Consider the following 14489-nt stretch of genomic DNA (forward strand, 5'->3'; position numbering starts at 1 on the left):
AAACATAGCTATCAGAATTAAACGCGACCACATAAAGAATAGTTTACCGAAAAATTCAACCAATCTACTTTTGCTACCAATGCCCCTTAGAGCAGAGTGAGCTCGTATTTTTCCTCCTAAAAACACACCTGATTATATTCCGAAAATAATCAGCATGTTTTGCTATTTTTTCTTCACCAGATAAGTTTCATACAACCCAATTGCGGCCTTATCCAGGTGTTTACTGAACACTTCAAGGAATGTGATTTTTCTAGTTACTAGATAATAGGCACAAAGCGCAAAAAGCAACAGCATAATCAACTGATTTTGCCACGCATTCAATTCCCATTGGCCATACCAAGTTACACCTTTGGAATTTAAGGGATAGAAATAATATATCGGCCACTGATAGCCATCAGGCCCCCTGGAACCAACAAGATCACAGAGCATATGCAAATGCACAACTAATAAAGAAGCAAGCCAAACAAGGGCTTTTTGAGATTTGGCAAAACAGGTTGCGAATGTAGCCAAAAATACTGCAGAAATAATAGAGTGGCCAAGATAATGATGGTATTTCACATAATAGCTTGTAGTTCCGGTGATCAGGTCAACCACTAACCCTGCACCATCCAGATCTGGTGCCACACCACAAAGAGTGACCAACGCGCGCTCCCTGCGCTCTTTAAAAACTTCAACAGTTGCCAACCAACTTATTAATAGATGAGCACCTGGAGCCATAAACTAATCCCCGTAAATGGTTCAGAAATCCTTCCTATACGCCGCCCAACAAAAATCATTTTCCCAAAGTTTTACGGTGAAAGATCCGCTTCCGGGTGGGTTAATGGCGGCGAGTAATTTTTCGCTGATGATGCGACTGAAATGTTCAATACTGGGATTCAAGCCGGCAAATTCAGGTTTGTCATTTAACAGTGAGTCGCGAAAATAAGTGATTGTGCTATTTAATGCTGCTTCAACTTCTACAATATCTACCAGATAACCGTGTTTATCCAGCTGCGCACTTTCGATAATAACTTCAGCGATATAATGATGAGCATGGGGAAAGTTTTCTGCACCCCAATCGCCACCCACTAAATAATGATTTGCAATAAAATCCCGTCTTACACCAAGGCTATACATAAAATCGTCTCGACTCACAAAAAAAATAGATTAATAGAACAATTAGCAGAAAACTGTTATCAAAAAAATAATTGTCTGGGAAATTAATAAACAAACAATGCTTGAACCAGCGATCCGGGTTGTTGATCCAATTGCTGGTAAACGACAGGGGCTTCCTCCAGTGCTGCGCGGTGGGATACAAACTTCGATGGGCGTAAGCGGCGAATCATATTCCAGGTTACGTCAAAGCGGCGCGCTTTTGTCCAGCGCCCGCTTAGTTCGGGACTAAGGCTGCTTACTTGGCTAGTGGTAATTTGCAAACGATTGCGATGGGCGGCTCCGCCTAAGAAAACTGGTGCGGATTTAGTGCCGTACCAGCTGCCGATAACGATGCGACTGTGATATCCACTGAAATCAACTGCCAAATTTAGCACGTCCGGCACACCGGTTAATTCATAAATTAAATCAGCGCCCTGCACTGCACTTAAGCGTTGTTGCTGAAGGTGGCGCTCTTCTGCACTCAGCGGGTTAAACGTTGCTACGCCCAATTGCTCTGCGATCTCGCGTCGATTTTTCCAGGTATCAGCAGCGAGCAGTTCTTCCAGCGGCATTTGAACCAATAAACTCGATAATAATAATCCGACTATACCCTGCCCCAGTACCAGCACACGCTCACCGATAATGGGTTTTCCGTCTTGCAATAAGTTAACTGCCGTTTCCATATTCGCAAGAAACACAGCATCTTCAGCAGCAATATCGTCGGGAACTGGAATTAAATTTTCTACAGCACTAACAAAATGGCTCGCATGGGGCTGAAAGGCGAACACCGCTTGCCCTAACCAGGATTCATCCACACCTTCACCCAGTTGTACCACAGTCCCAACGCAGGCGTATCCGTATTGCAGGGGATAGGTTGGATTTTGCAAACTGTCGATGGTTGCATCCAGCGCAATGTCAGTCGGCAATTGACCGCGATAAACCAACATTTCCGTACCGGCACTAATGGCAGAGCAAATCACCTCGACAACGACGCTGCCCGCGGCAGGTAAGGCTATTTCATTCGCGCGAACGGCTACTTGTTGCGGGCCGGTAAACCATAATTGTTGCGCATTTCTTTTCATCGCTTTTTACCTGGATAAATTAGTTGGATAAGCAAGCTCACCCCACATAATTACATCATCTCCCAACCGCTCAGTATTAAAGGGTTGGATGACTGGCAATTCGACGCGCGAGCCGATTTCCAAATCGCCCACTGCCTTATAACCACCTACAAATTTGGGAACTAGCGTAATAACCACTACATCCACTAATTGTGCCTTGATAAAGGCGGTAATCACGTTCGCGCCGCCCTCCACCATTAGCTGACGAATGCCTTTTTCATAAAGCAAAGCGAGCGCGTTTTGCAAACATACACGCCCATCGGCCCCCGGTTGCAACGAGCAGATCTCGGCGCCTTCCTGCTCTGACCACTGATTGGATTGGGTGGTCAGAATCCAACAGGGCTTTTCGGCGCACTGGCGCAAACGCGCATCGCTCGGCATACGTAATTGGCTATCCAATACAATCGGCTGCGGGCTAAGGCCAGACCAATGACGGACATTCAGCTGCGGATCATCCGCCAGAACCGTGCCTATCCCCACCAAAATACCATCATGAAGGCTGCGCAACTGGTGGGTTAAACGAAGCGATTCACTACCGCTCAACGCTAAGGGCTCACAGGATCGCAGCGCAATGCTGCCATCCAAACTCTGGGCATAGCTGAGGGTGACGAAAGGTCGGTTAGCGGGTGCGCGGTTTCTCTGGGTTCTGGTGAGCCAGTCTTCGATGGTGTTATTCAAATTCATGCAGGTCACTGAAAAGAAGGCTTGAACTACAACGCCTTATATTTGTGGTCTTTATTGTGTCAGTAGGGGCGATCTTAAGGCAGAATTAGCACCCGACTCAACCGCCCCAACACAACACGCGATTTTAATGCGAACTACACCGGCAATGACTGACTCCACTACAACCGATAACCCTGTTTATTTTGCCGTGCCCGGTGATCTTAGCAACCTCACCGGCGGCTATGGTTATGACCGCGAATTGATCAAAGGGTTGTCACAACTCGGCATTCCTGTGGAGTTATTATCACTTTCGGCGGAATTTCCTGCCCCCGGCACTGCCGCGCTAGCTGAAACAGCCCGGATATTTGCTAACTTGCCGGATGGCGCCCTGGTTATTATCGATGGGCTTGCTTTCGGGGTAATGGACACTATTGCCCAACAGCATTCGCAGCGTTTAACCCTTATAGCGCTCTGTCATCACCCACTGGCCTTTGAAACAGGCATTAGTGAAGCACAGAAAAAACTTTTGCAAGCCTCCGAATCTTATGCGCTAAATGCGGCGCATGCGATCATCGTAACCAGCGCCGCAACCGCACAATTACTTGTAAAATATTTTTCCGTCGCCGACGAAAAAATCGTCCTCGCACGCCCAGGCACTCATAGGCAGGAATTCGCACGAAGCGACAATCAAACACCACAACTTCTAACTGTTGCCACGCTCACCAAGCGCAAAGGCCATGACGTGTTAATCAAAGCACTCGCGCAAATAAAGCATTTGTCATGGAGCGCGCGATGGATAGGTAGTGCTGCGTTTGACCCAGAATGGGCTACAAACCTCACGCAGTTAATTCAATCCACCGGTTTGGAAAATCGCATCGCCCTACTGGGCAATCGCGATGATTTAACAGAAGAATACCAAAGCGCTGATGCATTTATTTTGCCATCTCATTTCGAAGGCTACGGCATGGCTTTCGCTGAAGCAATATCTTTTGGGCTACCGATAATTGCCGCGCGCGCCGGCGCTGTTCCCGATCTGGTGCCTCCCGATGCAGGAACACTGGTTGCTCCGGCCGATGAAAATGCGCTGGCGGTTGCGATCAATGAATTATTAACAAATCACAATTATCGTCAGCAATTGCAACTAGGCGCAGAGCGCGCCGCACTTACCCTACCCACATGGGAGGATTGCGCTGCAATTGTCGCCGATACTATTTACCACTTGAGGAATCTATGAGCAGTTTTTCGATTGAATGGCTGGATTTACGTGAACCCGCCGACTTTACCGCACGGGATAAAAACCTGGTGCAAATTGCATTGGATTCCTTGGGACAAAAAAAAGACCCGATTTCACCGGATCGCATTCTTGTAGATCTGGGTTCGGGTACCGGCTCTACAGTGCGCGCGTTGACAAAGCTCGGCGCAAGCAATTTTGTTTGGCGACTGGTAGATCTGGATGGAAAATTATTAGACGAAGCCTTAAAGCGCCATGGCAAACAATTATTAATTGAAGACTATCAAGCCGATTTAACCGTGGTGAATGAATTACCGTTAACCGGTGCCAATATCGTCACCGCTTCCGCACTTTTTGATTTGGCATCGACAGACTTTTGTGATGCATTAATTGCACGTATCGATACGCGTAAAACCGTTTTTTATACGGCGCTAAATTACGATGGAACAACCCAATGGTCACCAGCACACCCACTGGATGAAACTGTACTAGAAGCGTTCAATATGGATCAGCTGCGCGATAAAGGTTTCGGCCCTGCGCTTGGCCCTAATGCAACCGATTATTTAAAAATGAAATTAGAAAATGCAGGTTATCAAATCCAGGTTGCACCCAGCCCCTGGCAATTATCCGGAGAGCAACAATCGTTAGTTGAAAACTTGATCGAAGGAATCGCTAAGGCTGTGGCAGAAAATTATGGAATTGATTCTAACGCGCTGCGAGAGTGGAAAACCTATCGCTTACAACATGCGGCAACAGGAAGTTGTGTGATTGGGCATTGGGATTTACTAGCCTTACCTGGTGAATAAAATGTCTACCGGGAAAATGTTTCAATCCACTTATTCTTAATTTCATCCATTCGCCATACCGGGCCGGAATCCGCTGGAGTTAGGCCCTCCGCCCAATTCCAATTGGCTATTGCATCCATGACTTTTGGATCGCGCGCAAAAAAATGCACTGGCACATCGCGGTTTTCAGTACTACCCGTAACCAAAGGTGCGGGTTGATGATCACCAAATACCAACGCAACCGTATTGTCATTGGCATAGTGAACCAAATAATCCACTACAGCACTGATGGAATATTGAGTCGTCAACCGAAATTGCATACGCACACGCTCAGCGTCTTTCCAAACTTCTTCAGGCGAATCACCGCTGGTTGCCTGAGAATTAAAAATCTGACCATCACCGATTTGATTCCAATCCACCAATTCCGGTACGGGCGTCCAGGGCGCATGGGAAGAAATCAATGCAATCTCAGCCATAACTGGCTTGCGTTTGGCTACTGCTAATTCATTGCGCCGAAAAGCAGCCAAGGAAAATTGATCCGGCATGGTAATCCAGTTAAACGGCTTGCCTTCATAGCCTGAATTGTAGGCGTGATAAATCTGGTCGTAACCGAAATACTCGCCTTCTGGCCAAGCCATGCTGATAGCTGGCATTACTGCCACAGTACGCCAGCCAGCGGCATTAAATAAACGATTAATCGATGGGTAATCACTCATCACTAAGGTGTCGTAACGAGTTTGGGTATTAATCCATAAACCCGACATGGCTGTGCCATGGGCAAACCAACTCAGACCACCAAATGTTGGCGAGGTTAAATACGCGCTCCGCATTGCAATTCCTGCATCGCGTAACTGCTGCTCCTGCCGATGTAGGAAGGGTCGAAAATCTTTTGCAAACTCGGGTTTATCTAACAAGGTACGACCGTATGATTCGATAAAAATAATCAGTACATCTTTGCCTTTTAGTGCAGCAAATAGTTGCGGATTATTTTTAACAGCAGACGCTCGTGGACTTAATTCGTTGAGTTCTTTGCGGAACTCACGCGTATCCGTGACACTGGCAATTGTCGAACTCGTGTGCATGGCCAACAAATCGTAAAAGCCAGCAATTGCATACCGGGAATCCGCCGCGCGCAAGCCACACCATACAACTAACAGCCCAACCAATCCGACTGCGCTGGTTTTTCCGTAAGCCAATTGGATTTGGCGAATAGCGTTTAACAACAAAAATGCCAAACCAATGATTAGCAGTGCTAGTACAACCAATCCTATGCCGACAACCAGCGCCGCAGCTTCGCCTAGCGCTCCTTTTAAAAGATGAATTCCATTCCCGAGCAAATAGGCATCAAATATGGGATTAAATGGTCGAGCAAACACATTGAAGGTTGCCATATCGGCAATTTTAAAAATCACGCCTGCTGCCAGCACACTGGCGGCGAGCCAACGTAACACTTTGCCAGCCAAACCAGGAACCAAAAGCACAAACCCAAGCAACAACAACTCCAAAGGCAGGCGCGCAAAACTATCGGGATAGATATCAGACAATCGATTGGGAATAACCAGTGCACAAAAAATTAGCGCAACAGGAACTAACCTCAGGATGTTTTTTAATTTGTTATTTTTTTTTATCGGATCAATCATTGTGAAAACGCTTTTGATTAATTTTTAACAGGTTCGGACGTAGTTATCCAGCACTGGATGAGTAACCGTATTTCAACTTGAGGAAATTAACAATTTTCTGCGCTGAATAACCGTCTCCAAAAATGCCGTCGCACACCTGATTAGCGACTGTAGTGATCGGAGAACTGCCATACTCCAAGAGAAAAAGGTTAATTAATTTTTCAAACTCCTGCGCGTTGGTAGTCGTTACCAGGCTTTTTTTATTCCTCAAGGTCTCCGGCCGATCGGTGCAGTTTCGGACAATTAGCGCAGGTTTTCCTAGCGCTTCAGACTCCTCTTGCACCCCTCCTGAATCGGTAACAACAAAACTACTCTTGGACAGCAGCCAAACAAAGGTAAGGTAATCCTGTGGCGGCAACAAATAAATATTTGAAATACCTTCAAATATCTGATGGGCACTCCGGTTAATCAGCGGATTAAGGTGTACCGGGTAAACAAATGACCAATCCGGATGTTGTGTTGCGCATCTCGCTAGTACTCCGCACAATTCTAAAAAAGGTGCGCCTATAGACTCACGCCTATGTAAAGTCACTACAACCATGCGATTTAAGAGCCTAACCATAGGAATGCCAAACTGCTCGTATAGTTTTCGCGCAAACGCGGTGTCCGCATCCTCTGGAAACATATCGTGCGCTAAGCGTAACGCGTCGATGACTGTATTCCCGGTAACATGAATCCGGGCCGAGCTAATATTTTCGCGTAACAAATGATCGCGAGCCCCCACAGTGGGAACCATATGAAGATCAGCAATTCTGCTAACCATTTGCCTATGCCCCTCCTCCGGATAGGGTGCAAGTAAATTCCCAGTACGTAAACCCGCCTCAATATGAACAAGCGGTATGCGATTGTAAAAGGCAGACAGAGCCCCCGCCATACAACTGGTTGTATCGCCCTGAACCAACACGACATCAGGTTGCTCTTGAACAAGCACCGAGTGCAATTCAGATAACATTCCTGCTAGCGATTGGGAAATTGATAAACCAGCAACGTCAAATTTGAGTTCAATATCAACATCTATCTTAAAAAGCTCAAGCGCCTGCGCCAACATTTCGCCATGCTGCCGCGTCACACAAACCCTCGGGTTTATCGCTCCATCCTGCTGCAAAACATGAATTACTGGAGCTAACTTTATTGCTTCTGGCCTGGTGCCAAAGACAATTAATACTTTTAGTACCATTACCTGTTTCCTTCCAAACGAAACCTTTCCATACTATTCCAATCTCGCCTCAACGGAAAAAAAATCGGCGCCTTCCCGCGCACGCACTTCGTAGTTCCACCAAGTACCTTGCAACTCAAAACCAGCTTCTTGCAAGAACCTGCACAAATCCTCAGGTGAATAAGGGCGTATACGACTTTCGGTATTAATCACCTGCTCAAGATTTCCATCTACCGAATACCGCTCGTAACGACGCCGAACAAAACTTATCTCCCCTTCCGCCGTTATGGATTTAAGTCGCTTTAGCTTTCCTCCACCGGGGATCACGCGGATATAGTCCTCCATCCAGGCATCGGTAGAACCATTGGCAACTTTAGGAACAAACGCATCCAAAAGCACACAGCCGCCATCCTTCAATAAAGGCTTTAGTGATAACAAAAAGTTCGCGACCTGCGCGGGTTGTGTTAGATAATTGATGCTGGAAAATCCAAAAAAAATGTAATCGAACTTTTTCTGCAATGCGATTGAACATGCATTCATTGCTATCAATTGAATATTCGATGTTTTTTCCGCAGCGCTTTCAAGCTTTCGCTTTAACTCAAACAACATGGGAAGAGAGATATCAATCCCGACCAGATGATCACATACCCTGCTAACAGGTATACTGATTCTCCCCGTACCACACCCCACTTCGAGTACAGACACCTTTCCGTTTATGCGATCTACATAAAAACCTATATCGTCATAGCGCATATTCAACGCCATGTCGTGATCAAAAATTGAGGCGATTAAATCGTAGTTTTTAGAAACCGAGGAATTCATCTGGCATTAACCTTAGTGTCATAGACAGCGCACTGCTGAGCTCCAATACCATTCCAAAAGAATCGCTGTAACTTTTCATCGTCAGGAGTCTCTTCCCTACGGCGTACAACATCGTTATCCAAATAAAAAGAAATTGCCATAAAAAACTCCTCCCAATTTTCAACAACTTTCAATCCGGAGAATTGATATTCCTCTAGCCCGCGCGCGGCGTCACGTGTAGACACACAGACTCGTCCACAGGCTATTGCCTCTATAGTTTTAAGACAGGAACCGCGTATACCGGTCAGCGGATTCACCATTAGAGTTGCGCCGTGAAGAAAATCTTGCACTCGATCGGTTTTATTAACAAACTCAATTCCAGACAATTGAAAGCGCGGATTGTTTGCAATGAAAGCCTCGGAATCATCCAAACCAGCCAATATTTGCAACTTAATATGCGGATAGCGCTTACGTAATTTTTGCCAAAGGTGATCGATAAACGTTTCAATACCTTGACGATTAGGCAAATAGCGAAATGCGCCGACAAATATCAGCGTCTGCCCAACTGATTCTGCTGAATAGTGGAATCTTTGTGGGTCTACACCATTTTCGATGCAGTAATTTGGAACTGTGAGTAGCCTCGAATCCTCTAGGCTGCAAGTGAAAATCGCATCGTAAGACAGCAATGACTGCAACAATTTTTCGTCGGCGCACTGCGCGTCTGGCCCTACCCCCAAATTCACATCGTGCAAGGTAATCGCCCAAAATGATTGCTCTTGGCGGAGCCTCACCAACTCACATAATTCTTCATGCTCAACTTGAATAACCGCAGGTTGGATACGGTCAACTATATTTTTAGTCAGTTGATATAGTTCACCGCGCGCGTGACTACTCATACGCGCCAAACGGCCGTTCCCAGCTTCAATACGAGGAGACTTCAATAAGCTAATTACGGAAAATGGATTTTCAGGCGGTAAAATTGCTTCGGTATAGCTGCTCGCCTCATCCGAAATTAACCAGATATTAAAATATTGGGCAATTTGCCGGTATAGATTTCGCTGACGTACTGCAGCGCCATGCGCGGCGGGGTAAACCGCAAAAGGAACAATCAATAATAACCACGGCAAACTTGGGTTGGAAATCGGAAACCTATAATCAATACACTCGGCCACGCGGGTACGCTTTAAATCCGAAGACACAATGCCAGCCGAGAAGGTATCACAAACCAAATCCTTAATTACTGATACACGTGTACAGCCTGTATCGCGCAAGTGGCGGCCCAACCAAAAAAAGTGGACGCCCTGCAACCCAAATCTAAGGTAGAAAATCCATTTATTACGTGAAAAAATATGCTGGACTTGTTCAGGAGTATAAAAACGCCCCACCGTTGCTCTATGCAAGTGCCAAGCTTTGGCCGATGGAACAAACAAATTCTTATATCCCACTAAATTTGCTCTCACTCCCCAATCCACGTCCTCCCAATAGAACGGATCGTAACTATGGGAAAAACAAATAAATTGCTGCAGCAGGCTTTTCCTGAATAGAGAAGCGCCTCCACCGGAATAGAAATGTTCAACCACTTGGGAGGATACAGGTTCACGATCAAATAAATGCACGTCATCATATTCGATTCGAATGCCGGTTAAACCGGTCTCTTCGCGCCGACGATGCGAGTCTTCAAAGAATATTTGGCTGGCAATAGAGAATGTATCAGGTGAACGAAATTTAAATAACGCCTGCAAACAATCCGGATCCACTCGCATATCGTTATTGAGTAAGAACACCCATTCATAGCGGGCCCGTTTCAAACCCCGCCTGATAGCGCTGGAAAAACCCAGAGGCGCAATCTCATGCTCCCACTCTATGGCGGGATATTCTGTTTTCAAAGCAAGATACTGAGATGCCGGCGTCCCATTAGCAACCACGATGAGCTGGAACGGCTCTCCGGTTTGGGCTAACGCGTTCAAGACTGCGTCCACACAGGTTTTTAATAGGGCTGGGTTATCTCGCTCAGGAATAATCACCGATACCCCAATGCCCTCGCATTTAAACGCGGGCGAATGCATTGAATCGCCATGTGTAATGCGCCCCAGTCGAGACGTGAAACGACAAAGCATATAAAAAGTGAATCCGACGAAATAACTTATTCCATACGAAATGCGCGTTTTTATCGACATATTATTTCCGTCAAAGCAAACCCCAATCGTCGCGCATCTCTTCCGCTACCTTGCTGTGTGGGAGACAATACATGTGTAGTTTCAAATTCAACGACAATTATTTCTTCACCTAAGCCACCTAAGCCACCTATGCCACCTAACGGAATTTTTAACTGAAAGGGATAATTTTCCCGCCCTGCATTTGCTACAGAAACCTCTTCAACTCCCACCTTCACACGCAGCCTGTTAACCTCCCCTACCGGCGCAGGCGGCAATATACCGGACAATAGCAAACGCGACGCATCCTCAGCCTTTAGCACAACTGCGCTGGATAAAAAGCTTGAAGACCAAACATGATTTAATTCGACCGGATGCCATCCTAATAACAGTTGCTGCTGGCACTCTTGGGGATGTAAATACGTTTTAACATCAAACGATTTACTCTGTGGCAAATACGCAACCTTATAAATGCAAGTACGACATTTTTCATCAACCCCATTACTATAATCTATACGAAACGCCCGATAGGCAGTACCGTGCCAAATTGAAAATAGGTCAGTTGTTTTCAGATTACCCATCACAATTTGGTCACGCACTTCACAAACCACTACATCGCCATTCGCAAGTATATGCACCGTGTTCCATGGGTTTTGTTCACAGGAATGTATCTTTGCCCCCTGAGGCAAATGCCCCGTGAACGCTATTGGTAACTCACCTAAACATGAACTCGCCTGCAATTCCTTGCTGGACAGATTTAAATCGATCGCCGGAAAACATTCACTAACCCGCTGCAACACATGGGTGAGGCGCGTGCGAAAACTAATCGTCAAATTTCCTGCAATTAATTCCTGACCGAACTGGGCAGGAATATTGTCGCGTCGAATGACCGGGTGAATATCAATTTGTTGAACGCCAAGCTCATCGGCAAGTTCCACGATTGAAGGGAGTTGATCCAGGTTTTTCTCCATTGCAACAAAAGCGAAATCGATTACAGGCAAAGCATTTCCATGTTTTTGCTTTAACGAGTGCAAAAGCGCAATATTCTCGCGCAGACTACCAACAGAAGAGTGCCCATAAATATCTTGATACAAAACTTCGCTTAACGCGTGAATCGAAATTGTAAGTCTATCCAAACCTTCCAGCACTAACGCTTCAACCATTTTTGGTTTCGCAGAACTCAATACAGTGACAAGTTCAACCCGTGCACCGGTCGCCTTAGCTGTTGCAATAGCTTCTCGCAGCTGAGGGTAGTGAATGGATTCACCCGAATAATTCAGTCGTATCACACTGGGGCTCTGCATTTGCGAAACCACACTTTGATAGAGGGAGAAGTCCATATGCTCCCCTTTTCCCCTCAACGCCGACCGGGAACAAAACACACAATCGAACGGGCATTTTGAGGTTAGCTCGATCCAATACTCCTGCGGAAGACTGTGAGTTTTTAACAGAGAAACATCCGTTACTGCCGCTATTTTTTCAGGCTTCGGAAGAATTTTGCCGACAAGTCTCCTCAATAAAGACATGTAAACTCTCCTACCCCAATCGACTGGCCATCTGTGACGACTCGCCGATAAAAATCCAATGCCTGCCGAGCAAACAACACCGGCCAGGTATTTTTATTATTTGCACCACAAGGTGGTAACGTAAAGCTCATGCTGCCTTCACGCTGTATCGTGGAGACTAACAATTCACAAAGCCCATGGGCGATTTCAGGATCGAAATAGGGTTCGCAACAGTTCAACCTTAACAATTGTGCTATCGCATCACTACGGCGATAGTCGATGTTCAATGTGTCTGCGGAAAATATCGCCTGTGCCACATTCGAAACCCACTCCCTAGCTAACGAAAAATCAATACCAATATCACGACCAAGTAATAACGCCCCTTCTAACGCATAAGCGATGCTGTGCGGATTATGATCGTGAAATCTGGCTTGGTTAAACTCATTCACAATCGCCGGCAAAACTACATTTATCTGATCAAGAGTACGTTGATCATGCTGAAATTTAGCGGCGCTGCGCAAGGCTGCCAGAACTTTTAGTTGGTAAGGGCCGGATCGAGTAGACCAGCGGTCAGGAGCATTTTCAGGCCGCCGATCAAACCAGTGTACAGGCCTGAGTGCGGTGGAAGAAAAAAAATCACCAATATATCCACGCAGCTCGGCGGCATCCCAAATATTTACGTCCATCACTGCCGCAACATCGGTGATACCACGCCACAGCATTGCCAAGTCAAAAATGAACATGCCTTCATTTCGCCAATCGGTTCTTTCCAATGCGTAGGGAGAATAGTTGCGCGTCGGCGGCGCTACAGGCCCAGACCAAAGCACTTGCTGATGCCGTATAATCTTCAACGCATTTTCAGTGAGTGATGTTTCACGCCGGCCGGACTGTAAGAGATACGCGATGTAAGATAGGTAATAACCGGCAATTTCAGGATACGAATAAAGCGGCCGATTGAACTGATCTACAGAACCCGCCACGGCACCAGCATCAATGATAGTTGGCAGTGACAGCCAGGCGTCGAGTTTTGTGACTTGCAAGGAAATGGTTAAATCGTCCAGATTTTTTAACGTATTGCAAAACATATTCCTGCCTTATTTTTCTTTTCCTATATACCAATCGTCGCGATAGGTTTTCACCAATTCTGGATAGAGCACGGTCATTACTGTTGCAAGAATCCCATTTAGAAATCCTTCGGGAAAGGTTAGCAACACAAATATCCAGAAATGTTCGCTTACCGCTTCAAGCTGTATTTCGCTATTCGTGACATAAAACAACAACCAGGAGCAGGCACCAATTAATGAGCAGCTGAGCATTGCGCCAAAAAAGCCTACCCCCCAAAAATAGGTGAAGGGGTTTTTAAATTTCCAGCGATTTACCAACCAAATCACCAACCAGGCCCAGCTGGCGGGAACCAACACGCTCAACACAAAATCCACCGGGAAAGTGCGCAAATCAAATTGCGCTAGCGCCATATCCCACTCCAGCTTGGCCGCGTGAATCGGTATTTGATAAACCTCCAACACGACTAGCGCAGCAGCACCAATCAGCAGCGCAAAACTCCAACCAAACACCATGGTTGTTACAATCATCATTAATGGATGAATGGCAATTGCACTCCACACCGATACCTGCAATAACCAAATCACCGCCAAGCACAAGATCGTCCCATAAAACACGTGTTGACGCTGTGAGTCCGCCAGCAATAATTTCCACGGCGCGGTGAGTAATGCAGCAAGTATTGCGCCGAATGCAATGGCGCTACTTGTCCAAAACAGGCTCGCGCCGGGTGCAAGCAACAGATTCATGGAATCCGTTTAAACCTGCGCTTCCTGATGACCTTGCGCTTGTAAGGTGGTGCGAATTTTTTCGGCTGTTTGTTTTAACGTATCGCCGTCGGCGTTTTTGGCATACTCAAAACTTAAATCTTTCATGGAGTCCATAGGCACGACATGCAGGTGCGTATGCGGCACTTCCAAACCAGCAATCATTAAACCTACGCGAGTTGCGGGGTAAGCGACCTTTAAAGCATTGGCAATTTTGTGACTTACTTGCATCAAGTGAGCCGCCAGCTCCAAGGGTAAATCGCTCCACTGATCAATTTCTTCACGCGGAATTACCAATACGTGCCCCTGGCGAATAGGTTGAATAGTTAAAATTGCAACCGCTTTGTCATCTTTCCACACAAAGTTACCGGGAATTTTACCTTCCATAATGAGGGTAAATACGCTTGCCATAAAAACTCCTTATATGTCGTTGCT

The 14489-nt window shown here is 46.2% G+C and carries 14 protein-coding genes; 2 read left to right on the forward strand and 12 right to left on the reverse strand.

All coding sequences use genetic code 11. From position 1 onward, the window contains the following. Positions 1–162: 162 nt before the first annotated feature. The 4 genes from D0C16_RS04050 to D0C16_RS04065 form a co-directional block, all read right to left on the reverse strand. A complete protein-coding gene (locus D0C16_RS04050) occupies positions 163–717 on the reverse strand; it encodes a metal-dependent hydrolase (protein ID WP_151031121.1) in 555 nt (184 codons plus the stop codon). A gap of 21 nt (positions 718–738) precedes the next feature. Continuing rightward, positions 739–1116, reverse strand: a complete 378-nt coding sequence (locus D0C16_RS04055) for a 6-carboxytetrahydropterin synthase (RefSeq protein ID WP_151031122.1) — start codon at positions 1114–1116, stop codon at positions 739–741. 83 nt (positions 1117–1199) lie between these two features. Then, complete coding sequence (locus tag D0C16_RS04060; protein WP_151031123.1) at positions 1200–2216, reverse strand: zinc-binding alcohol dehydrogenase; 1017 nt, start codon at positions 2214–2216, stop codon at positions 1200–1202. Positions 2217–2222: 6 nt separating this feature from the next. Next, complete coding sequence (locus D0C16_RS04065; protein WP_151031124.1) at positions 2223–2939, reverse strand: dihydrofolate reductase family protein; 717 nt, start codon at positions 2937–2939, stop codon at positions 2223–2225. Between the two features lie 127 nt (positions 2940–3066). Between D0C16_RS04065 and D0C16_RS04070 the strand changes: the two genes are divergently transcribed. Further along, positions 3067–4152: a glycosyltransferase family 4 protein gene (locus D0C16_RS04070; RefSeq protein ID WP_151031125.1), complete on the forward strand. Its 1086-nt coding sequence runs from the start codon at positions 3067–3069 to the stop codon at positions 4150–4152. Beyond that, the gene (locus tag D0C16_RS04075) at positions 4149–4955 is read left to right on the forward strand and encodes a class I SAM-dependent methyltransferase (protein ID WP_151031126.1); all 807 of its coding nucleotides are present in this window, start codon (positions 4149–4151) and stop codon (positions 4953–4955) included. Before D0C16_RS04070 ends, D0C16_RS04075 begins: the two co-directional genes overlap by 4 nt. 5 nt (positions 4956–4960) lie before the next feature. Here D0C16_RS04075 and D0C16_RS04080 read toward each other — a convergent pair whose 3' ends face one another. From D0C16_RS04080 to D0C16_RS04115, 8 genes are read right to left on the reverse strand one after another with little or no spacing between them, the layout of a single operon-like run. Next, positions 4961–6574 (reverse strand): sulfatase-like hydrolase/transferase, encoded by a 1614-nt coding sequence (locus D0C16_RS04080; protein WP_151031127.1) that lies wholly within the window; start codon positions 6572–6574, stop codon positions 4961–4963. A 43-nt stretch (positions 6575–6617) separates the two neighbouring features. Then, the gene (gene wecB, locus D0C16_RS04085) at positions 6618–7790 is read right to left on the reverse strand and encodes a non-hydrolyzing UDP-N-acetylglucosamine 2-epimerase (RefSeq protein ID WP_151031128.1); all 1173 of its coding nucleotides are present in this window, start codon (positions 7788–7790) and stop codon (positions 6618–6620) included. Between the two features lie 33 nt (positions 7791–7823). Then, positions 7824–8591: a class I SAM-dependent methyltransferase gene (locus D0C16_RS04090; protein ID WP_151031129.1), complete on the reverse strand. Its 768-nt coding sequence runs from the start codon at positions 8589–8591 to the stop codon at positions 7824–7826. After that, positions 8588–10747, reverse strand: a complete 2160-nt coding sequence (locus D0C16_RS04095; protein ID WP_151031130.1) for a glycosyltransferase — start codon at positions 10745–10747, stop codon at positions 8588–8590. The genes D0C16_RS04090 and D0C16_RS04095 overlap by 4 nt, the downstream gene beginning before the upstream one ends. Next, positions 10738–12249: an SPASM domain-containing protein gene (locus tag D0C16_RS04100; protein ID WP_151031131.1), complete on the reverse strand. Its 1512-nt coding sequence runs from the start codon at positions 12247–12249 to the stop codon at positions 10738–10740. Before D0C16_RS04100 ends, D0C16_RS04095 begins: the two co-directional genes overlap by 10 nt. Beyond that, complete coding sequence (locus D0C16_RS04105) at positions 12237–13268, reverse strand: hypothetical protein (RefSeq protein ID WP_225318897.1); 1032 nt, start codon at positions 13266–13268, stop codon at positions 12237–12239. Before D0C16_RS04105 ends, D0C16_RS04100 begins: the two co-directional genes overlap by 13 nt. Positions 13269–13322: 54 nt before the next feature. Further along, on the reverse strand, positions 13323–14036 hold the full coding sequence (locus tag D0C16_RS04110; RefSeq protein ID WP_151031133.1) for a hypothetical protein: 714 nt from the start codon (positions 14034–14036) through the stop codon (positions 13323–13325). Between the two features lie 9 nt (positions 14037–14045). Continuing rightward, entirely contained in the window at positions 14046–14465 is a 420-nt protein-coding gene (locus D0C16_RS04115) for an HIT family protein (RefSeq protein ID WP_151031134.1), read from the reverse strand. Positions 14466–14489: the final 24 nt, after the last annotated feature.

The sequence above is a fragment of the Cellvibrio sp. KY-GH-1 genome, assembly GCF_008806975.1.
Taxonomy (GTDB): domain Bacteria; phylum Pseudomonadota; class Gammaproteobacteria; order Pseudomonadales; family Cellvibrionaceae; genus Cellvibrio.